Below are 21,723 nucleotides of genomic sequence, written 5' to 3' on the forward strand. Positions count from 1 at the left end.
GTGGGAAAGCTCGATGGCAAGGTCGCGGTGATCACCGGTGGATCCACCGGCCTGGCGCTGGCCGGAGCCAAGCTGTTCGTCGAGGAAGGAGCATATGTCTTCATCCAGGCCCGGCGGCAGGCAGCGCTGGACGACGCCGTCAGGCTGATCGGCCGCAACGTGACCGCCGTCCAGGGTGACGCGTCCGACCTGGACGACCTGGAGCGCTTGTACGACACCGTCAAGCGGGAAAAGGGCTCGATCGACGTGCTGTGGGCCAGCGCCGGATTCGGCGAACCTGGTGTCCTCGGCGAGATCACCGAGGAACAGTTCGAACGCGCCTTCTCGCTCAACGCACGCGGAACCCTGTTCACCGTGCAGAAGGCCCTGCCACTGATCAACAACCACGGCTCGATCCTCATGACCGGTTCCAACGCGTCCCTCGGCGCCTTCCCCGGCTGGAGCCTCTACGCGGGAAGCAAAGCCGTCCAGCAGGCCTGGGCCCGTGTCTGGCTCAACGAGCTGCGCGACCGCAAGATCCGGGTGAACGTCCTGACCCCCGGCCAGGTCGGCACCGCCAAGCAGGAAGAGCTGTTCGACGAGGCGACGAGGGCCGCATTCGAGTCCCTCATCCCCCGCGGAACGATGGGCCGTCCCGAAGAGATAGCCAGCATCGCCCTGTTCCTCGCCTCCGACGACTCCAGCTACGTCAACGGTCTGGAACTGGTCGCCGACGGCGGCACCACCGCTATCTGAACCACGCACCAAGAAGTCAGAGCGGCGCCTGGAGAACAGGCGCCTCGAGCACAGAGAAAGAGGCACACCTCATGAGCAGCGTCACGTTCATCGGTGCGGGGAACATGGCCCGCACGATCGGCACGCTCGCTGTAGCGGGCGGCAACTCCGTCGAGATCATGGCACGTGATCGCTCCAAGGCCGAGGGCCTGGCCAAGGCTCTGGGCGGCGGCACGACAACGGGCGAGTGGGGCGCCGTCCCGTCCGGGGACATCGTCATCACGGCCGTGTTGTACGCCGGTGTCGTTTCGACCGTCGCCCAGTACGGAGACGCCCTCGCGGGCAAGACCATCGTCGACATCAGCAACCCCTTCAACGCCGCGTTCGACGGCCTGGTCCACAGCGAGGCGACCTCGATCGCGCAGGAGGTCGCCAAGGTGGCCCCGGCCAGCGCCAGCGTGTTCAAGGCCTTCAACACCATCTTCCGTGGCGTTCTGGAGAACGGCCGGCCCGACGTTTTCTTCGCCGGTGACGACCCGCGGGCCAAGGCGGACGTGGCGGCATTCATCGAGAGCCTCGGCCTGCGCCCGCTGGACGTCGGCGGCCTGAAGATGGCGCACTGGCTCGAAGGAGCGGGAGTGCTCACGGTAGGCCTCGCCGGCAACGGGATCGGCCACGGGAACTTCGCCCTGGGCGTCAACGAGTTCACGGGCTGACCCAGCTGCCCCCTGGGGGTCACCAAGAAGTCGGCGAACAGAATGCCGTGCGCTCTGGTTGGTTGACGGACCACCGGCTCGCCGCTGTCAGACATCAACAGTGGCGAAGGGATTCGCCCGAGGAGGCTCAACGCAGTGCAGCTCGGTTTCGTGCTTCCTGTTGTCGGGCCCGCTATCAGCGACGCGATGCGCCGGGTCGGCCGCAGCGGGGTGGGCTGGCTCTGGGTCGAAGGGCCGGCGCCCGCTGCGTCGTTCAGTAGTCAGGACGAGGGTGCCGGCCGCCTGTGGTCGATCGCGCGTCGAGCGGCGGAGGACGCCGATCGCGACCCCGACGCACTCAAGACGGCCATGCGGATCAACCTCGATCCGGGCAAGTCCGTGGACTCGGTCGCGGACCAGCTGAAGCGGTACGCCGAGTCCGGTGTTGACGAGGCGCACTTCGATGCCTTGGCGATGTTCACCAGCCTTGACCAGCTGCTCGACTTCACCGCCGAGGTGGTCGCGCGTACCGGCCGGTTGTGACCACCTAAGAAGCGACCAGCCAGTAAACGACCACCTAAGAAACGACGGACGGGCAAGCCGTTCGATTCAGACCAGAGGAAAGGAGTACTCATCATGAGCAGCATCAGTTTCATCGGCCTGGGGGGCATGGCCCACGCCATCGCCTCACGCGCGGTATCGGGCGGCCACTCCGTCCAACTCATCGGTCGCGACCCGGCCAAGGCCAAAGGCCTTGCCGCCGAGCTCGGCGTCGGGGCCACGGCGGGGACTTTCGGCGCCGTCCCTGTGGGCGACATCGTCGTCCTCGCCGTGCCGTACGCCAGCGCCGTGCCGGTCATCGCCCAGTACGGGGAAGCCTTGGCCGGCAAGGTCATCATCGACATCTCCAACACCTTCAACGCCGACGCCACCGAGCTTGTCACTCCTGAGGGCACGTCCGGTGCGCAGGAGATCGTCAAGGCGGCCCCGGCGAGCGCGCACGTCGTGAAGGCGTTCAACACCGTCTTCGGCCACGTCCTGGTCCAGGAGCGTCCGTTGGACGTGTTCTTCGCCGGAGACGACGCACGGGCCAAGGCGAGCGTGTCGGCGTTCATCGAGAGCCTCGGGCTGCGTCCCCTCGATGTCGGCGGCCTGGAGATGGCCCGCTGGCTGGAAGGGGTCGGGCCGCTGCTGATGGGCCTGGCCCGGAACGGCGCGGGGACCTTCGACGTCGCTCTCGGCGTCGACTTCCCCCGCTGAGCCACCCCGGCTGAGCCCACCCCGCACCACCAACGCTTCCCCCGCATCACTCACAAGGAGTAGTACCGTGCGCGTCTTCGTCACTGGCGGGACCGGCCATTCCGGTTCGTACATCATCCCGGAGCTCGTCACCGCCGGGCACGAGGTCACCGGCCTGGCCCGCTCGGACACCGCAGCGGCGGCGCTATCCGCGCTCGGCGCGAAGATACGCCGCGGCGACCTCCAGGACCTCGAGGGGCTCAAGGAGGCTGCTGCGGACTCCGACGGCGTCATCCACGTCGCGCACCGGCAGGACCTGCTCCCGTCCGGCGGGGTGGCCGCCGTGGCCGCCGCGGAGCTCCCGATCATGCTCGCGTACGGCGAGGCTCTCGCGGGGACCGGAAAGCCGCTGGTCGCGGCGGGGAGCATCGGCTCGCCCGGCAGCGGGAGGGACCTGGGCCGGCCGGGCACCGAGGACGACCCGGCCCTTCCCGTCGGCGACGAGCACAAGGGCACCCTGCGGGCCCGTAACGTCGTGGAGACCGCCATCATCGGGCTCGCCGAGCAGAACGTGCGGTCCTCGGTCGTGCGGATCGCCAACATCGCGCACAGCACGACCGACCAGGGGGGCTTCCTCCCCGCCCTGATCGCGCTCGCGAAGGAGAAGGGCTTCGCCGGCTACCCCGGAGACGGCGAGAACCGGTGGAACGCCGTGCACGCGCGTGACGCCGCCTCCTTGTTCCGCCTGGCGCTGGAGAAGGGCCCGGCTGGCAGCTACTGGCACGCGGTCGAGGACGGAGGCATCCCGTTCCGCGAGATCGCCGAAGCCATCGCCAGCCGCCTGGGCGTGCCCGCCGTGAGCGTCCCCCTGGACGAGCTGATGCTGCCGGGATACTTCGGGTTCCTCACGAACGTCGCCACGCAGAGCTACCCGACGTCCAACCTCATCACCCGCCGCACCCTCGGCTGGGAACCCGCTCAGCCCCGCCTCCTCGCCGATCTGGACAACGGCCACTACTTCTCCGCTACCTGACAGCAGGAACCCCCATCGCAACGCGTCCGGCATGACAAGGACAAGGCCCTACTGGCAGGACATCGAGAACATGACAACCGTGGGATTCATCGGAAGCGGATCCATCGGCAGCACCATCGCGCGGCTCGCCGTCGCGGCCGGCCACCAGGTCGTGCTCAGCAACTCACGCGGTCCCGAGACGCTCGCGAACACGGTGGCGGAACTGGGGCCGCGGGCCTCCGCGGCGACGCGCGAAGAAGCCGCGGCGGCCGGTGGCATCGTCGTGGTCACGGTGCCGGTTACGGCTTTCCACGACGTCCCCGCCGCGCCGCTGGCGGGGAAGACGGTCATCGACACCTGCAACTACGGCCCCGATCGTGACGGGCACATCCCCGAGCTCGACGGCACGTCGCTCACCTCCAGCGAGCTGCTGCTGCGGTACGCCCCGGACGCCGAGCTCGTGAAGGCGTTCAACACCATCTATTTCAAGCACCTGCTCTCACTCGCCCGCCCGGCGGGGGCGGCCGACCGCTCATACCTGCCGATCGCCGGCGACTCCGCACCCGCGAAGGCAGCGGTGACCGAATTCATCGCCTCCATCGGGTACGGCGTGGTGGACGCGGGACCACTGGCCGACAGCTGGCGGCAGGCGACGGGCACGCCTGTGTGGGGAATCCCGTACGGGCCGGCCTCGAGCGAGAAGGGCCGGCCAGCCGGCGCGGACGCCATCCGCGCGGCACTGGCCACCGCAACGCGATAACCGCAAGCTGGCGGGCCGCGGCCCGCACCTCACCCGTGGCAGCGCTCGGGGCGGAGTGACGACCGCCCGTCGCTGACGCTGACGGCGACGCCCGTGCACAGCCTGTACACGGGCGTCGCCGTGCGAAACCCTCAGGTCACCAGCCCGTTGCGGTAGGCGTAGACCACCGCCTGCACGCGGTCGCGCAGGCCGAGCTTGGCCAGGAGGCGCGACACGTACGTCTTGACCGTCTCCTGGCTGATCACCAGGGCCGCGGCGATCTCGCCGTTCGACAGGCCGTCGGCGATCAGACGCAGCACCTCCAGCTCGCGCCGGGTCAGCGCCGTGTCGCCGGGGGCACCCTCGGTGGGCCGGATCCGCGTCGCGTACCTGCCGACGAGCTGCCTGGTCACCTCGGGCGCCAGCAGCGCCGCCCCGGAGGCGACAGTGCGGATGCCGTTCAGCAGCTGCGCCGCCGGGGCGTCCTTGAGCAGGAACCCGCTCGCCCCGGCGCGCAGCGCCTCGTAGACGTACTCGTCCAGGTTGAACGTGGTCACCACGAGCACCTTGACGGGACGCGCCACCCCGGCGCCGGCCAGCAGGCGGGTCGCCTCGATACCGTCGAGCACCGGCATCCGGACATCCATCACCACGACGTCCGGGTTCAGTCGCCCAGCGAGGTCGACGGCGGCCCGCCCGTCCTCGCACTCGCCGACCACCTCGAGGTCGGGCTGGGCGTCGATGATCGTCGCGAACCCGGTGCGGATCAGCGCCTGGTCGTCGCACACCAGGACCCGGATCGGCGCACTCACGACCGGCTCCCGGTGGGGATGCGCGCCAGGACGACGAATCCGCCGTCGGCCCCGCGGTCCGCGCTGAACTCGCCACCCAGGGCTTCCACCCTTCCCCGTAGCCCGGCGAGCCCTCGACCGCTCCCGCCGGGAGACCTCGGGCGGGCGCCGACGGGGGCCTGCTCAGATCCGGTCCCGGCAGTGCTGATCTGCACGGTGATCTCCCGTTCGTCGTAGCGCACGCCGACCGTCGTCGGGCTGCCGTGGGCGTGCTTGAGGGCGTTGGTCAGGGACTCCTGCACCACCCGGTGGGCGACCAGCTCGGCGCTCCCGGCGGATTTCGACTGCGTGCCCTCCTCGGTGAGCTCTACCGGCTGCCCGGCCTGACGGGTCTGCTCGACGAGCGTGTGCAGGTCCCGGAGGAACGGTGCCTGGGCCGCGCCGTCGTGGCCCGGGTCGAGCAGGTCCAGGAGGTTTCGGAGGTCGCCGATCGCCCGCCGGCCCGTGTCGGTGACCGCATTCAGTGTCTCGTCGAGACGATCGGGGGCGTCTGTCAGGTACCTGGCAGCCTCTGTCTGCACGACCATCGCCGTCACGTGGTGCGTCACGACGTCGTGCAGCTCGCGGGCGATCCGCATGCGTTCCGCGGTGCGGGCCTCCTCGGCGACCCGGAGGCGCCGTTCGGTCTCGGCGACCCGGGTGGAGCGCAGCCAGGAGCCGACGGCCCACACGAGGACCAGCGCCAGGTAGAACGCCAGGTACCCGTCCGCCCGCTCGGTCCCGCCGACCAGGTCGATCGCGAGCGCCAGCACCACATAGGCACCCGAGAGGAGGATCATGACCGTGCGGCGACGGCGTTCCAGGTGGGCACCCGCGCTCAGCAGCGCGATAGCGAGCCCGGCGCCCGCGAGCGTGTGGTAACCCCGGAGCTGGTCGAGGGCGAAGCCGAGGAACACCAGGACGAGGCAGGCGGCCGGCCACCGCCGGCGAACGGCGAGCGGGAAGCACTGGACGACGATCGCCACGACGGCCAGCGCGTCGAAGGGACGGGTCGGCAGCGCGCCGACCTCCGTCCCCACCCCGTGCAACGCCGGCACGAGCGATGCGACCGCCGGCAGCAACGCGAGCGGCAGGTCCCGGACCGTGACATCGAGCTGCCGCCACCGGTCCAGGACCCGCCGGAGATCGATCACCGGGAGAGCCTAGCGGCCACGTCCGCTCGGGCCGAGCGACGGACGGGGACCACGTGACCACGCCGGTAGGCGAGCCACATGAACACGCCGGTGGCCAGCACGCCGAACACCACCGCGTAGACACTGGCCTCCGGGCCGAAGTCGCCGCCCGTGACCAGCGCGGGACCCGAGATCGTCGCGTCCAGCAGGCCCTGGGCGGTGTTGCTGCCGGACACCTCGGTGCTGAAGATGGCGCTCGCGGCGATGTTCCAGCCGAAGTGCAGACCGATCGGCACCCACAGCTTGCGGGTGGCGATGTACGCGGCGGTCAGCATCCCGCCTGCCTCGATGGCGATAGCGACGGCGCCCAACAGGGTCGCGTTCGCGTTGGCCAGGTGGATCAGGCCGAACAGCGAGCCGGTCAGCGCGAGCGCGATCCAGGTTCCGGTCCAGCGCTCGATGTTGCGGAACAGGACACCGCGGAAGACCAGCTCCTCGGCCACAGCAGCACCCGCCATGATCCCGAGCAGGCTGACGGCGCTCGCCGGCGAGCCCAGGCCGTTGATCGTGTAGTCACCGAAGAAGGCGATGTTCGCGATGACTGCCCCGAACAGCGCAATGCCGAGCAGCGTGCCCCTGCTGATCCCGGCACCTGCTCCCTTCGGCGACACCTCGAGGGGGACCCGGTGCTCGGTTCGCCGCACCACCCAGCCGTAGACCAGGACCCCGACGACGGCCGTCAGCAGGCCGGCGACGAGCGCCAGCCAGGGGGTGTCCTTCACCGCCGCCGTGCCCAGATTGCCGAGGATCCAGACCGCCGCAACCGCCAAGAGCTGCCATACCAGACGCACGATGACTCCTTTGAGAAGCCGCGGCGGGAGCGTCGCGGGATACCCCAAACGCTATGGATTTGCCCGCCCAAAGTAGTCACCGCACGGTGGACATTCGCAGGTAGCTCGCACGGGGGACAGACTCGGCAGCACCGGGCAGCACCACTCGAACGTCAGCAGACGTACTGGCGCGCGACAAGTCTTGTCGCGTGGCTCTTATCCAACGACCGCCAGAAAATCCGAGTACAACATGCCCAGGCCGACGGCCACGCACACGCCGGCCACGATCCAAAACCGGACCCGCGGTCCAGGTCGCACAGGCCGTGGAGCAGCGCGTCGCCAAATCCCTCGGACCCGTTGCGGACTCCTCCGCTCCCGACGCCCTATGCCGAGGGTGACCCGACCCGTACCGGCCGGCGGATCCGGGCCGGCGGGGCGGGCAGAGCCCTGCGGTCGACCTTGCCGTTGGCGGTGGCGGGCAACTCGGGCAGCACCACGTGGCGCAGCGGCACCATGTGGTCGGGAAGCTGCTCGGCCAGGAACGCCCGCAGCGCCGCCTCGCTCACGTCGCCCGCGTCGGCGTGCCGCTCGGTCACCACGTACGCCACCAGGGTCGGGGCCGCACCCAGGTCGTCGCGGAGCAGCACCACGCTGTTCGCGACGAGCGGGTGACTGTTCAGCACCGACTCGATCTCGCCGAGTTCCACCCGCTGCCCACGGATCTTCACCTGCGTGTCGATGCGCCCGCCGTAGTTCAGGTACCCCTGTGGTGACCACCAGGCCAGGTCGCCGGTGCGGTAAACCCGCTGGGGACGCCCGGCGACTTGCACGGTGCCGAACCGTTCGGCGGTCAGGTCGGGCCGTCCGGCGTACCCCCGGGCCAGGCAGTCGCCGCCGACCACCAGTTCCCCGGGTACGCCCAGCGGGGCCAGCGCACCGTCGTCGTCCAGCACGTATGCCGTGACGTTGGTGATCGGCCTGCCGATCGGGACGGTGGGGTCCGGTTCGGGTCGGCGGCACGGCCAGGCGGTGACGTCGATGGCGGCCTCGGTGGGGCCGTACAGGTTGTCCACCCGCACCGTCGGCAGGGTGGCGGTGAGCTTGTTGACGAGCTTCGGCGGCAGGGCCTCCCCGCTACAGATCACCCGGCGCAGGGCTGCGCACGCGGCGACCCCGGGCTCCTCGACGAACAGGGCGAGCATCGACGGCACGAAGTGCACTGTGGTCACCGCCTCGCGCGCGATGACGGCGGCCATCTCCTGCGGGTCGCGGTGCGCCTGGGCTTCGGCCGTGACCAGCGTCGCGCCGGCCAGGAAGGCCCAGAGCAGTTCCCACACCGACACGTCGAAGGTGTACGGCGTCTTCTGCAGCACCACGTCGCCGGGCCCGATGCGGTACTCCTCCTGCATCCACGCCAGCCGGTTCGCCAGCGACAGATGGGTCATCTGCACACCCTTCGGCGCCCCGGTCGACCCGGAGGTGAAGATGACGTACGACAGCCCGTCCACCACCTCCTCCGGCGCGCGGTAGCCACGCCAGTCGACGGGCAGGGCGGGCAGGTCGGCGCCGGCCAGTGGTCGCACCGGAACGGCCGGGGCTCCGCCGGTGCCGAGCGCTGCCCGTCCCTCGTCGTCGGCGAGCGCCAGCGCGGCGTCGGCGGTGGTGAGCATCAGGTCCAGCCGGACCCTCGGGTGGGACGGGTCCAGTGGCAGGTACGCCGCTCCGGCCAGCAGGACACCGAGCACCGCGACGACCATCTCCGGGCTCCGCTCGGTGCACAGGGCGACGACCGAGCCGGGGCCCACGCCCTCGGCGCGCAGTCGCCCGGCCAGCGCCGCTGCCTCGTCGAGCAGGTCCCGGTAGCTGCGGTCGCGTCCCCCGCCGCGCAGCGCGACGGCGTCCGGGGTGCGCTCCGCCTGCCGGCAGATCGCCTCGTGCACGGGTGTCCGGGGGGCCGGGGTCGGCGCGGGGTTGAAGCCGAGCAGCGTGGCCCGCTCCCGGGGACCGACGAGCACCGCCTCGCGCACCGGGCGGTCGGGATGGGCGGTGAGCCATCCGCTCAGGGTGTCCAGTCGTTCCTGGAGATGGGTGGGATGACAGTGGTCGCCGGCGAGCCAGACCGGCACCGGGCCCACCGTTCCCGCCGCCCCGCCCGGTGGGCCGGGTGTCACCAGCACCACGTCCACCGGGGACAGCTCGGGTGACGGTGTCCGCGTCTGCGCGCGTACCTCTGTCGGTGTGGTGTCCGGGTGCACGCGCAGCGTGTGGTCGCCGTGCGGGCCGCGCACCGTTACCGACGTCGCGCCGGAGAGGCGGTGGGCGAGCACGGCCGCCACCGCTGCCGCGTGTGCCAGGTCGGTGGGGTCGGTCATGCGGTCACCAGCTCGGCCAGGACGCGCGGCGTGGGTCGCGCGGACAGTTTCTCCATCGGGATGCGGACGGCGAAGCGGCGCTGCACCTGGTTGACCATGCGGATGAACAGCAGGGACTCACCGCCGACGGTGAAGAAGTCGGTGTCCGGCCCGATGTCGGGCGAGCCGAGCAACCGGCCCCACAGCTCCACGATCTCGCCCACCACCGTGCTCTCCCCGGTAGCCGCGGGAGGCGGCGACGGTTCGGCGGTGTCCGGGGCCGGTGGCGGTGTCGCCTCCAGCCAGTGGCGGGTACGGGCGAACGGGTACGTGGGCAGCGCCACCCGTCGCGCCGGGGTGTCGCCGCGCACCGCCGGCCAGTCCACCGTCACCCCGGCCGTCCACAGTCCACCTAGCCCGGCGAGGACGTCGGCGGCGTCGGCCCGCGTCGTCGGTCGCGGCTGTATGGCGAACCCGGGCACCCCCCGTCCCTGCGGTGTCTGCCGGGCCATGCTGGTCAGCGCGGTGCCGGGACCGACCTCGACGAGCACGGGGTCGGGTAGCTCCAGCGCGGTCAGCAGGGCGTCGTGGTAGCGCACCGGGCTGCGCAACTGTGCCGCCCAGTAGCCCTCGGCACGCGCCCGGCCGGCGTCGAGCAGCGCGCCGTCGACGCTGCTGACCACCGGGATGGTCCGGGGTCGGTGGGGCACCCGGTCGGCCTCGACTCCGAGCAGCCGGGCCGCGTCGGTCATCATCCGGGTGTGGAAGGCGCGCTGCGCGGGCAGCGCCCGACAGGGCACGCCGGCCGCGTCCAGGCGTTCGCGGAACGCGGCGAGCGGGGCCGGCGGTCCGGCCACGACGGTGACCTCCGGCGCGTTGCGGGCGGCGATGTCGAGGGCGTCCAGGCCCGCGAGGTGTTCCTCCACGGTGCGCGGCCCGGCCAGCACGACCAGCAGGTGACCCTCCGGGGCGTCCTGCATGAGCCGGCCCCGGCTGGCGACCAGACGCAGCATGTCGTCGTCGGCCAGCTCACCGGCGAGCGCGGCGGCCGGGAACTCACCAACCGAGTGGCCGATCATCGCCGCCGGACGGACGCCCCACGACAGCAGCAGCCGGCCGAGCGCCACCTCGTACAGCGCCAGGGCCGGCTGGGTGACGTCCGTACGGTGTACGACACCGTGCGGGTCGTCGTCGACGAGAACGTCCCGCAGGTCCAGCCCGAGGACCGGGGCCAGCAGCTCCGCCCCGTGGTCGAGGTCGGCCCGCACCGACGGGTAGTGGTCGTAGAGGCCCCGCGCCATGGCGGGAAACTCGGCGCCCTGCCCGGGGAACAGGAACACCACCCGGGGTCGGCGGGCCGCCGCGCGCACCCGCGCCCGGCGCAGCCCGGCGAGCGCCGCCGGGACGTCCCGCGCGGCCACCGCCAACCGGTGCGGGAAGTGCCGGCGGTACGTCTGCGCCGTCACCGCGACGTCCCGCAGGGACAGGTCGGGGCGCTGCCGGACGTACTCGTGCACCTGATCGGCGGCCTCGCGGACCGCCTCCGGGGTCCGCGCGGACAGCACGATCAGCTCGGCGGGGCCGTCGGCGGCCGATGGCTCCGGCGGGATCGGGCCGTCGGCCTCCTCCAGCACCACGTGCGCGTTGGTGCCACCCAGACCGAAGGCGCTGACCGCCGCGCGGCGCGGACCACCGGCGGCCTCCCAGGGGCGGGCGACGGTGTCCACAGTGAACGGCGTCGACCCGTCCAGCAGCTCGGGCCGGGCCTGCTTCAGGCCGGCAAGCGGCGGGATCTGCCGGAAGTACAGGGCCAGCGCTGCCTTGATGAGACCGGCGACACCGGCGGCGGCGTCGAGGTGCCCGACATTGGCCTTGACCGAGCCGATCGAGCACTGTCGCTCGCCGCGACGGAACACCTCGGTCAGCGCGGCCAGCTCGATGGCGTCGCCGACCTCGGTCGCGGTGCCGTGCGCCTCGAGGTAGCCCACTGTCGCCGGGTCGACGGCGGCGGAGGCGTACGCGCGTGTCAGCACGTCGACCTGCCCGGCGATGCCCGGCGCGGTGTAGCCGACCTTCATCCCACCGTCGTTGTTCACCGCCGACCCCTTGATCACCGCGTACACGGTGTCCCCGTCCCGGCGGGCGTCCGCGACGCGTTTGAGCACCACCAGGGCGACCCCGTTGCCGGGCACGGTGCCGTCGGCCGCGGCGTCGAAGGGCCGGCACGTGCCGTCCGGCGACATGATGCCCTTCGTCTCGTAGAGGTACCCGGCCTGCTGCGGCACGGCCACGCAGGCGCCACCGGCGAGCGCCACGTCCGAGTCGCCGCCGCGCAGGCTCTGGCAGGCCAGGTGCACCGCCACCAGCGACGTCGAGCAGGCGGTCTGCACGGTGATGGCGGGTCCGCCCAGGTCCAGCCGGTACGCGATCTTCGCGGCCAGGTGGTCCTTCTCGTTGCCCAGCACGACCGACAGCAGCCCCTGCGACTCGACGACGTCGGGCTGGGCGAACACGTGGTGCAGCGCGTAGTAGTTGAACCCGGCCCCGGCGAAGACGCCGACCCGACCAAACGGCCGCTCGGTGGCGAGCCCCGCCGACTCCAGCGCGGCCCACGCCGTCTGCATCAGCAGCCGGTGCTGCGGGTCCATCGTCTGCGCCTCCCTCGGAGTGATGCCGAAGAAGGCCGCGTCGAACAGGTCCGGGTCGGCCAGGACGCCGCGCGCCGGCACGTACGCCGGGTCGTCGAGCCGGTCGGCGGGCACCCCGGCGGCCAGGAGTTCACCTCGGGTCAGCGCACTGACAGTGGTCTTCCCGGCGACCAGGTTCGACCAGTACTCCCAGACGTCGACGGCGCCGGGGAACCGACCGGCCAGGCCGACGATCGCGATGTCGTCGTTCATGAGGGTGCGCCTGCTCTCTCGGTCTGTGCGTGCAGATGCCGGGCCAGGGTCTGGACGGTCGGGAAGCGGTAGAGGTCGGTGAGCGGGATGGTCCGGCCGGCCAGCCGCTCCTGGAGCAGCCGGCGCACGATCGCCAGGCGCAGCGACTCACCGCCGACGTCGAAGAACGCCTCGTCGACGTCGAAGTCGTCGGTGCCCAGCGCCTCCACCCAGGCGCCCGTCACCAGCTCCTCGAACTCGGCCAGCGACGCCGAGCGCTGGGCGGGAACCCGGGCCGGCGCGGCCGAGGTCTCCGGCGGCGCGGCCGGTTGGGCCAGCGCTCCCAGCGCCCGTAGGTCGACCTTGCCGTTGCGGTCCAGCGGGAACTCCGCCACCGTCACCCACTGCTGCGGCCGGGCGTACGGGGCGAGGTCGGGCTCCACCGCGCGGCGCACGGCGGCCACGTCGACGCCGTCCGGGTCGGGTTTGAGCGCCGCGCAGAGGCGTACCCCGCTCGCCGGGTCACCGGTGGGGAAGACCACGGCGTCGCGGACGCCCGGCTGCGCCCGCAACCGGCGCTCGACGTCGACCGGCTCCACCCGGTGTCCGGCGATCTTCACCTGGCGGTCGTTGCGGCCCAGGAAGCGCAGTTGGCCGTCGGTGCCCCAGCGCACCAGGTCCCCGGTGCGGTAACGGCGTTCCCCGTCGTGGCGCACGAAGGAGGCTTCCGTCCTCGTCGGGTCGCCCAGGTACCCGTCGGCCAGACCGGTGCCGCCGGCCAGCAGTTCGCCGACGGCGCCCGGTGGGACGAGACGACCCGACGCGTCGACGACGGACAGGTCGGTGCCGTGCACCGGAGCACCGATCGGCAGCGGGTCGGGCGTCGCGTCGGCGTGCTCGACGGAGTACGTGGTGGTGAAGGTGGTGTTCTCGGTGGGGCCGTACCCGTTGGTCAGGCGCAGGCCCCGGCAGGCCCGCAACACCTGGCGCACGTGCGGCGGTGACACCACTCCCCCGCCGGTGAACAGCTGCCGCAACCCGGCGAACGCGTCCGGACGGTGGTCGGCGACCAGGTGGAACACGCCCGAGGTGAGCCAGGCGTGGGTGACCCCGGCGGTGCTCAGGACGTCGGCCAGCCCGCGTGGCGTCGGGTCCTCCGGCGGGAAGACCACCACCGTGTCACCGGTGGCCAGGGGCACCAGCAGCTCCAGGGTGGACGCGTCGAACGCCAGCGGGGACAGCCGCAGTATCCGCATACCCGGCCGCTCGGCGAACATCCCCGGGTCGTCGGCCAGTCGCAGCACCGCCCGGTGCGGCACGACGACGCCCTTGGGCACGCCCGTCGAACCGGATGTGAAGGAGACGTACGCGGTGCGCGCCGGGTCGGTCGGCGCCGCCTCGACCGGGTCTGCCCCGACGGGCGTCCGCGGATCGACGAGCGGGCAGTCGACGACTCCCGGCCAGGACTCGCCCACACCGAGGCGGGCCCGCGCCGCGACGGTCGCCGCCAGATGGGTACGCCACTCGGCGGTTGCGTGCTGGTCCACGGCCACGTAGTGCGCGCCGAGTCGCAGCACGCCCAGCACCGCAACCGCCTCGGCGGCCGAGCGGGGCACCTCCAGGAGAACCGCGTCGCCGGCACGCACCCCGTGGCCGTGCAGGAGACGGGACTGCTCGACCGCGGCGTCGTGCAGGTCCCGGTAGGTGAGCGTCAGCCCGGTGTGCGCGTCGACGAGCGCGAACCGCTCGCCCGCCGACTCCGCGTACGCCGCGAACCGGTGCCACACGTCGTCGGCGGTGTCGTACGTCCCGCCCGAGCCCAGCTCGCGCAACCGGGCGCGCTGACCCGCCGAGAGCGTGGTGACGTCCCGCACCCTCGCGTCCGGGTCGGCGGTCAACTCCCGCACCGTCGCCTGGAACGACTCGACCAGTTCCCCGGCGTCGGCGGCGGTCAGCAGGGCTGTCGCGTATTCCAGCGCGAACCGGGGGCGATCCGACCACGACTGGAGGTAGAGCAGGGCGTCGAACACCGCGCCGCCGCAGTGGCTCTCGTGCACCCGCCAGGTACGGTCGCCCACCACCAGCTCGTCGGGCACCAGCTCGTGGTGGGCGGCGAAGCCGAGCTGGGCCAGGGGGTTCCGTCCCGGGTCGGTGCCGGCGCCCAGCGCGGAGACGACAGTCTCGAACGGCACGTCGGCGTCGGCGACCGCCGCGGCCAGGGCGTCGGCGATCCCGCGGACGAACTCCCGGACGGTGCTGTCGTCGGTCGCCGCGCAGCGGACCGGGACGACCCGGGTGCAGAGGCCCACCAGGCGATCCATGCCCGCCTCGAACCGGCCTGCCGCCGGCACCCCGAGCACCAGGTCGTCCAGACCGGCGCGGCGGGACACTGTCAACGCCCAGGCTGCCAGGGCCACCGACGTGACGGTCACCCCGCACTCCCGGGCCAACCCGGTCGTCGCCTCCGCCGCCGTCTCGTCCAGGTGGAAGCGCAGTCGGGCGCCCCGCCCGTCGGCCTCGGCGACCGGCGGCAGGTCGGTGGGGAGCGTCACCGTCCACGGTGCCCCGTCCAGCCGCGCGGTGACCCGGGTCAGGGCGGACTCCAGCGCGCCGGACGACTCCTGCGCGGCGAGCCGGGTGCCGACCCAGTCCGGCGACGGGGCCGCCTCGGCCGGGCCGTCCCCGGCGTAGAACTCGGCGAACTCCCGCGCGAACAGTCCGACGCTCCAGCCGTCGCTGACCGTGTGGTGCACCAGCATGGTGAGCAGGTCGCGCCGGCCGGTTCGGGTCAGGACGAACACCACGGGTGGCTGCGCGAAGGGGCGCAGCAGACGGGCGGCGGCCGGGCCGTACAGGTCGTGCACGGCGCGTACCGCGTCGTCGTCGGGCAGCGTCTGGTGCAGCAGGCGCGGCTCGTAGGGCGCGGGCAGCACGATCCGGGCCTGGCGGGGGTCGCGCACGAAGCGTGTTCGCAGCGCCTCGTGTCGGGTGGCCAGCTCGCGCAGCGCCCACCGGACCCGGGCCGGGTCGAGGGGCCCGTCCGCCTCCACCGTGAACATCAGGTGGTACGGCGCGTCCTGGTCCAGCAGGTGCGCGGCCAGCATGGACCGCTGACCCGGCAGCAGCTCCCGCTCTGCCGGCCGCCGCGCGACGACGGGTGGCGCGGTGTCGACGAAGTCCACGGCGCCGGCGAGGGCCTGGGCCAGTGGCAGCGCCGACAGCAGGCGGGCGCTGTCCACGTCCGCCCGCAGCTCGCGTTGGCCCAGCGCGACGAGGGCGATGGCCTGGAGCGAGGTGCCGCCCAGGGCGACGAACGACTCGGTGGCGGCCACCGCGCTCACCTGTTCGGGGGTGCCGCCGAGCACCCGTGCGGCGAGCGGCGCCCAGGCGGCGAGGTCGGGGGCGAGCATCAGGCGGTCTCCGCCGGGGTCCGCTCCAGCGGCACCTCGCTCGCGACCTTGCGCAGGTCGGCGAAGCGGGGGTTCTCCAGCACGTGGCCGAACATCACCGCGAGGTTGAGTTCCTGGCGGATCAGGGTGCTCAGCCGCAGCGCGCTGAGCGAATGGCCGCCGAGGTCGAAGAAGTCGTCGTCGTCGTCGACGGTGTCGACGCCGAGCACCTCCATCCACAGCTCCTCGAACTCGGCCACCCAGGTCCGGTCGTGTACGTCGCGCATCAGTGTCGCCTCTCTGTGGTCGGGTCGGCTCCGGGTGCGTCCAGGTAGTGCCGGGTGGCCGCGAAGGGGTAGGTGGGGGCGGGCAGCCGGCGGCGGCCGGTGTCGTGCACGGGATCCCAGGCGTCGGTGAGACCCAGCTGCCACAGCGCGCCGACGGTCGCCAGCAGGCGGGCGTGCCGGTTGGCGGGAAGTGCCGGCTGGTCGGCGTCCAGGTGCGGGGTGACGGTGGTGCCGACCTCGATCCAGAGCACCGGGTCGGGCGCGTCGGGGGGCGGCGTCGACGTCGGGGGACGAAGGGCGGCGGCCCGCCAGAAGGCGCTGTCGTCGGGGCGCCCGTCGATGAGCAGGGGCAGAGCGGCGGGGTGCAGGCGTACCCCGGGGTCGTCGGTGTGGCGCAGCAGCGCCAGCGCGTCCGCGAGCGACATCACCCCGGCCACGACGGCGGCGGCCAGCGCGCCGACGCCGTCGCCGGCCAGGGCGCGCGGGGTGACGCCCCGGCTGCGCAGCGACCGGGTCAGGCCGACGCAGGCCAGCAGCCGGTCGCCGCGTTCCCGGACCGAATCGTCCAGGTCGTGGCCACGCAGCAGCGCGACGCCCTCGTCGACGGTCCGCCGGTACACCGGGTCGGCGTCGTAGTTGGGTCGGTTGCCGGTCACCGCACCGGCCCCGGTGAGGTGCAGCGCCACCCCGCGCGCCCGAGCCGTCGCGTCGACCTTTCGCAGCCGGGCGACCCCGTCGGTCACGCCGGTCAGGACGGCGGCCCGCCAGGGCAGCTCGGCGCGGCCGGTCCGCAGTGTGTACGCGAGGTCGGCCAGGTCCCCGGGGGCGGTTCCCGCCGCGAACGCGGTCACCCGGTCCAGGCTCTCCTGCGCCACCGCGGCGGTCTTCGCGGAGACCAGGACGAGCTGCGGGACGTGCCGGCGAGGTCGGGCCGCGATTGGCGGGGCCTCCTCCAGCACTACGTGGGCGTTGGTGCCGCCGATGCCGAAGGCGCTCACCCCGGCGCGGCGTACGCCGTCGACAGGCGCCCAGGGTCGGGCGGTCGTCGGCAGCTCGAACACCGAGCCGTCCAGTTGGATCGCCGGGTTGGGCGTACGGAGGTGGGCGATCGGAGGAATCGTCCGGTGCGTCAGGGCCAGGACCGTCTTGATCATGCCGACCACCCCGGCGGCGGTGTCCAGGTGTCCGACGACCGACTTGACGGCGCCCAGCGCGCAGGGCGCCCGGTCGGGCCGGGCGGAGTCGAACACCTGCCGCAGCGCCGCCACCTCGATCGGATCGCCGAGCGCGGTGCCGGTGCCGTGCGTCTCGACCAGGCCCACGGTGTCCGGGTCGACGTCGGCCACCTCCAACGCCGCCGCGATGACGGCGGCCTGACCGGTCGGACCGGGCGCGGTGAAGCCGGCCTTGCGGGCGCCGTCGTTGTTGACCGCGGAGCCACGGATCACCGCGTGCACCGTGTCGCCGTCACGCAGCGCGTCGGTGAGGCGCTTGAGCACCACCACGCCCGCTCCGTCGCCCGGTACCGTCCCGTCGGCGGCGGCGTCGAAGGCGCGGCAGCGACCGTCGGCGGAGAAGATGCCGCCGGGCTCGTGCAGGTGTCCGCGCCGGGTCGGCGGGGCGACGGTGGCCGCGCCGGCCAGCGCCACGTCGGCGTCGTAGGTGAGCAGCGCCTGCGTCGCCTGGTGCACCGCGACGAGCGACGTCGAGCAGGCGGTCTGCACTGTCAGCGCCGGCCCCTGAAGGTTCAGCTTGTAGGCGATCCGGGTGGCGGCGAAGTCCTTGTCGCTGCCGATGATCACGCCCAGGCCACCGGCCGCCTCGACCGCGCGCTCGTTGGGCCACACGTTGTCCAGCAGGTAGACGTTGAGTCCGGTGCCGACGTACACCCCGACCCGGTTGCCGTCGGCGGCGACCGGCGGGTGGCCGGCGTGCTCCAGGGCCGCCCAGGCGCACTCCAGCAGAATCCGCTGCTGGGGGTCCATCAGGGCGCTGTCCGACGGTGAGTAGCTGAACAGCCGGTGGTCGAAGCGGTCCGCGTCGGTGAGCACCGCGCGGGCCGGCACGAAGCCCGACCGTTCCACCAGATCCTTGGGTACGCCCCAACCGACGAGCTGCTCGGGCGTGAAGACGCTGACGGCGTCGACGCCGTCGTGGACGTGTCGCCAGAACCGGTCCAGGTCGCGTTCGGCGCCGGGGACCCGGATGGCCATGCCGACCACCGCCACCGCGGCGTTGTCGTCCAGCTCAGCCACGGCCGGCTCCCACGCTGCGCCGCCGGTCGGCCAGCAGGGCGCGGCCCTGGCGGCGCTGCGCCGCGTTGGGGTCCGCGACGACGGGCGCGGTGTGCTGGAGCGCCGCCGCGCAGCCGGCGATCGTGCCGCAGCGGAAGAGGTCGGTCACCGAGACGTCCAGACCCTCCTCGGACATCCGCTGCTGGAGCGCGATCAGCGCGAAACTGTGGCCGCCCAGGTCGAAGAAGTTGTCGTACAGCCCGACGTCGGGCCGCCGCAGCACCTCGACCCAGCAGGCCCGGATCCGTTCCTCCAACCCGGTGCCGACCACTGCGGCCGGTGGCCGCGACCGCGCGTTGGCCGTCCGTGCCGCGCGGCTGTCGGCCAGCAGGCGGGGAAGGTCCACCTTGCCGTGCGCGGTGAGCGGGATGGTCGCCACGGTCAGGATCCGCGACGGCACCATGTACGCCGGCAGTGTCTCGCGCAGGCGCGCCCGCAGGTCGTGCTCGGCGTCCGGGCCGATCCCGTGGACCACGAACGCGACGAGTTCGTCGTCCTCGGCGGCCACGGCGCACGACCGCACCGCGGGGTGGGTGAGCAGGGCGCCCTCCACCTCGGCCAGCTCGACGCGGTAGCCGCGCAACTGCACCTGCGTGTCGTTGCGGCCGAGATACACCATGCTCCCGTCGAGACCCCACTTCACCACGTCGCCGGTGCGGTACATGACCCCGCCCCCGTACGGGTCGGGCGGGAACCGCGCCTCGGTCAGCTCCGGGTTGTCCAGGTAGCCGTGCGCAACGAGCGCGCCGCCGCAAAACAGCTCGCCGGGCACGTTGAGGCCGGTCGGCCGCAGGTCCTCGTCGAGGACGTAGCAGCGCGCCGACGGCAACGGCACACCGATGGCGCCCTCGGGGACCCGGGGCACGTCGGCGGCCGACGCCTGGAAGATCGTGACGTGGATGGTGCCCTCGGTGATGCCGTACATGTTGACGAACACCGTTTGCAGACCCGGCGCGTCCGCGATCAGCGACGCCAGCCGCGACCAGCTCAGCGCCTCACCGCCGAGGACGACGTAGCGGATGCGGGAGGTCTCGTCGGGGTCGAGGGCCCGCAGGTACGGCGGCAGCAACCGGTAGAGCGCGCCCGGGGTCTGGAACAGCACGGTGACGGCCTCGCGACGCACCAGCCGGGCCAGCCGTTCCCGGTCCACCAGGTCGACCCGGTCGGCGATGACCAGCCGGGCGCCGGTGGTCAGCGCGCCCCACATCTCCCACACCGACGCGTCGAACGAGAACGAGCTGGCCGCCAGCCACACGTCGGCGGCCGTGACGTCCAGGCCCGCCGGGGTCGGGCTGTTCAGCGCGTCCAGGCCGCCGTGCCCGACCAGGACCCCCTTCGGTACGCCGGTCGAGCCGGAGGTGTAGATGACGTACGCCGGGTCGTCCGGCCCGGGAAAGGTCTCCTCGAGCACGGAGATTCCGTCGAGGGTGTCCGCGTCGGCCAGAGGGGTCCCGCTGTCGCGGGTGAGCGCCGCGGCCGCCTCTGCGGTCTCCGGGTCCACCACGAGCACCGCCATCCCGGCGTTCGCGGCGATCAGTTCGAGGCGCTGGCGCGGGTACTCCGGGTCCAGCGGCACGTAGACGCCGCCGAGCTTCCACACGCCCAGGATCGCCGCGACGACCGCCGGTGAACGGCCGAGCAGCAGCCCCACCCGGACACCGGGGCGGACACCGCGGTCGGCCAGGCCCGCCGCGATCCGCCCGGCCCACCGGTCCAGCTCGGCGTAGGTGATCTCGACGTCCCGGTGGCGTACGGCCACCGCGTCCGGGGTCGCCGCCGCGTGGTCGGCGAAGCGACGCAGCACCGACGGGTGCGTGACCGGCGCCGACGCGAGCGGCGGGTTCACCCCCTCGGTGAGCTGCGCCCGCTCAGCCTCGTCCACCATGGACGGCTCCCGCTGCTCCTCGTCGACGATCGACCGCAGGAACGTCAGGTAGTGCGTGAGCAGCGTGCCGACGGTCTCCGCCGTGAACAGCTCGGTGCTGTACTCGGCGCGCAGGAACGGCACGTCGGTGGAGACGTCGAGGGTCAGGCCCAGGTCGAACTTGGTGACGTCGATCTCGACGTCGACCTCGGTCAGCCGTACCCCGGCGAACTCGGGGAACGCGAACGGGAAGTTCTGCACCGTCAGCGAGGTCTGGAACAGTGGCGCGTGGCTGAGCTGTCGCTCCCCCACGGTGGCCCGCACGATCTGCTCGAACGGCACGTCCTGGTTGGCGAAGGCCGCCATGCTGGTCCGTCGTGCCCGGTCCACCAGCTCGGTGAAGCTCGGCCGGCCGGACACGTCGAGCCGGATCGGCAGCGTGTTGACCAGACAGCCGACCAGGCGCTCCTCGGCGTCGTCCATCCGGTTCGCCACCGGAACGCCGACGACCACCTCGTCCTGGCGCGCGTACCGGGACAGCACCGAGGCGTACGCGGCGAGCGTCACCGCGAACAGCGTCACGCCCCGCGCCCGCCCCCACTCCCCCAGCCTCCGCACCAGTTCCGGCTCGACCGGGCGGCGCAGCACCGCGCCGGTCGTGCCGAGCACGCTCGGGCGGGGGAAGTCGGTGGGCAGCGCCAGTTGTGGCACGTCGACCAGCGCCGCACGCCAGAAGTCGAGGCCCGAGCTGTCCCGCCGCCACGTCTCGTGCTGCCGCTCGGCGTACGCCAGGTAGGACTCGGCCGGCTCGTCGTAGGCGGCCACCGACCCGTCGACAGTGGCGTCGTACTCAGCGGCCAGGTCGCGCAGGAGCAGACCCACCGACCACCCGTCGCAGGCGATGTGGTGCACGAGCACCGCGAGGCCGTGCTCGTCCGGGCCCCAGGAGCGCAGGAAGGCCCGTACCACCGGGCCGTCGGCGAGGTCGAAGGGCTGCCGGGCCTGCTCGGCGACGAGCGTCCGCAGGTGGGCCTCCTGGGTGGCGCGATCGACCCACCCGTCGGCGGTGATGTCGACGTCCACAGCGGGCGTCGACGACACCCGCTGGGTGAGGACACCGTCGACGACCGCGAACGTGGTGCGCAGCGCGTCGTGCCGGGCGACCACCCGGGTCAGGGCCGTGCAGAGGGCCTCGGGTCGCAGCGCACCGCGCAGGTGCACCGCGAAGGCCACCACGTACGCCGGGTTTCCGGGCTGGAGCTGATCGAGGAAATAGAGGCGTTCCTGGGCGAACGAAGCACGACCGGTACGAACCATGCACCGATCGTGCGCCCCGGTACGTCCCGCGCGGCAGAGCACGTTCTCCTGCCCCACCAGGAAAAGCTCCCGGTCGCGTCGGCGACACGTCGACGCGGGTCCCCGGCATGGCGCGGCCCCGGCCCCACGCGGGTTGCCGTCGGACCGGGG

The 21,723-nt window shown here is 72.7% G+C and carries 15 protein-coding genes; 6 read left to right on the forward strand and 9 right to left on the reverse strand.

The window, feature by feature from the left end; all coding sequences use genetic code 11:
* The 6 genes from MED01_RS12180 (at position 1) to MED01_RS12205 (ending at position 4,420) form a co-directional block, all read left to right on the forward strand.
* Positions 1-735: an SDR family NAD(P)-dependent oxidoreductase gene (locus tag MED01_RS12180; protein WP_238668626.1), complete on the forward strand. Its 735-nt coding sequence runs from the start codon at positions 1-3 to the stop codon at positions 733-735.
* Positions 736-806: 71 nt separating this feature from the next.
* Positions 807-1,430, forward strand: a complete 624-nt coding sequence (locus MED01_RS12185; RefSeq protein ID WP_274525568.1) for an NADPH-dependent F420 reductase — start codon at positions 807-809, stop codon at positions 1,428-1,430.
* A 135-nt stretch (positions 1,431-1,565) separates the two neighbouring features.
* On the forward strand, positions 1,566-1,952 hold the full coding sequence (locus MED01_RS12190) for a hypothetical protein (RefSeq protein ID WP_238668628.1): 387 nt from the start codon (positions 1,566-1,568) through the stop codon (positions 1,950-1,952).
* A 93-nt stretch (positions 1,953-2,045) separates the two neighbouring features.
* Positions 2,046-2,669, forward strand: a complete 624-nt coding sequence (locus tag MED01_RS12195; RefSeq protein WP_238668629.1) for an NADPH-dependent F420 reductase — start codon at positions 2,046-2,048, stop codon at positions 2,667-2,669.
* Between the two features lie 67 nt (positions 2,670-2,736).
* A complete protein-coding gene (locus tag MED01_RS12200; protein WP_238668630.1) occupies positions 2,737-3,681 on the forward strand; it encodes an SDR family oxidoreductase in 945 nt (314 codons plus the stop codon).
* A 31-nt stretch (positions 3,682-3,712) separates the two neighbouring features.
* Positions 3,713-4,420, forward strand: a complete 708-nt coding sequence (locus MED01_RS12205) for an NADPH-dependent F420 reductase (protein WP_372493647.1) — start codon at positions 3,713-3,715, stop codon at positions 4,418-4,420.
* A gap of 131 nt (positions 4,421-4,551) precedes the next feature.
* On the opposite strand, the gene MED01_RS12210 is transcribed toward MED01_RS12205, so the two are convergent.
* The 9 genes from MED01_RS12210 to MED01_RS12250 form a co-directional block, all read right to left on the reverse strand.
* The gene (locus MED01_RS12210) at positions 4,552-5,211 is read right to left on the reverse strand and encodes a response regulator (protein ID WP_238668632.1); all 660 of its coding nucleotides are present in this window, start codon (positions 5,209-5,211) and stop codon (positions 4,552-4,554) included.
* The gene (locus tag MED01_RS12215; RefSeq protein WP_238668633.1) at positions 5,208-6,383 is read right to left on the reverse strand and encodes a sensor histidine kinase; all 1,176 of its coding nucleotides are present in this window, start codon (positions 6,381-6,383) and stop codon (positions 5,208-5,210) included. The genes MED01_RS12210 and MED01_RS12215 overlap by 4 nt, the downstream gene beginning before the upstream one ends.
* The gene (locus tag MED01_RS12220; RefSeq protein WP_238668634.1) at positions 6,380-7,213 is read right to left on the reverse strand and encodes a CPBP family intramembrane glutamic endopeptidase; all 834 of its coding nucleotides are present in this window, start codon (positions 7,211-7,213) and stop codon (positions 6,380-6,382) included. Before MED01_RS12220 ends, MED01_RS12215 begins: the two co-directional genes overlap by 4 nt.
* 362 nt (positions 7,214-7,575) lie before the next feature.
* A complete protein-coding gene (locus tag MED01_RS12225; protein ID WP_238668635.1) occupies positions 7,576-9,564 on the reverse strand; it encodes an amino acid adenylation domain-containing protein in 1,989 nt (662 codons plus the stop codon).
* Positions 9,561-12,443, reverse strand: coding sequence for a type I polyketide synthase (locus MED01_RS12230; protein ID WP_238668636.1), 2,883 nt, complete (start codon positions 12,441-12,443; stop codon positions 9,561-9,563). Before MED01_RS12230 ends, MED01_RS12225 begins: the two co-directional genes overlap by 4 nt.
* A complete protein-coding gene (locus MED01_RS12235; protein ID WP_238668637.1) occupies positions 12,440-15,832 on the reverse strand; it encodes a non-ribosomal peptide synthetase in 3,393 nt (1,130 codons plus the stop codon). The genes MED01_RS12230 and MED01_RS12235 overlap by 4 nt, the downstream gene beginning before the upstream one ends.
* Positions 15,832-16,098, reverse strand: a complete 267-nt coding sequence (locus MED01_RS12240) for a phosphopantetheine-binding protein (protein WP_238668638.1) — start codon at positions 16,096-16,098, stop codon at positions 15,832-15,834. The genes MED01_RS12235 and MED01_RS12240 overlap by 1 nt, the downstream gene beginning before the upstream one ends.
* A complete protein-coding gene (locus MED01_RS12245; protein WP_238668639.1) occupies positions 16,098-18,353 on the reverse strand; it encodes a beta-ketoacyl synthase N-terminal-like domain-containing protein in 2,256 nt (751 codons plus the stop codon). Before MED01_RS12245 ends, MED01_RS12240 begins: the two co-directional genes overlap by 1 nt.
* Positions 18,346-21,573, reverse strand: a complete 3,228-nt coding sequence (locus tag MED01_RS12250) for a non-ribosomal peptide synthetase (RefSeq protein ID WP_238668640.1) — start codon at positions 21,571-21,573, stop codon at positions 18,346-18,348. Before MED01_RS12250 ends, MED01_RS12245 begins: the two co-directional genes overlap by 8 nt.
* Positions 21,574-21,723 lie beyond the last annotated feature (150 nt).

The sequence above is a fragment of the Micromonospora alfalfae genome (genome assembly GCF_022230925.1).
In the GTDB taxonomy this organism is placed as follows: domain Bacteria; phylum Actinomycetota; class Actinomycetes; order Mycobacteriales; family Micromonosporaceae; genus Micromonospora; species Micromonospora alfalfae.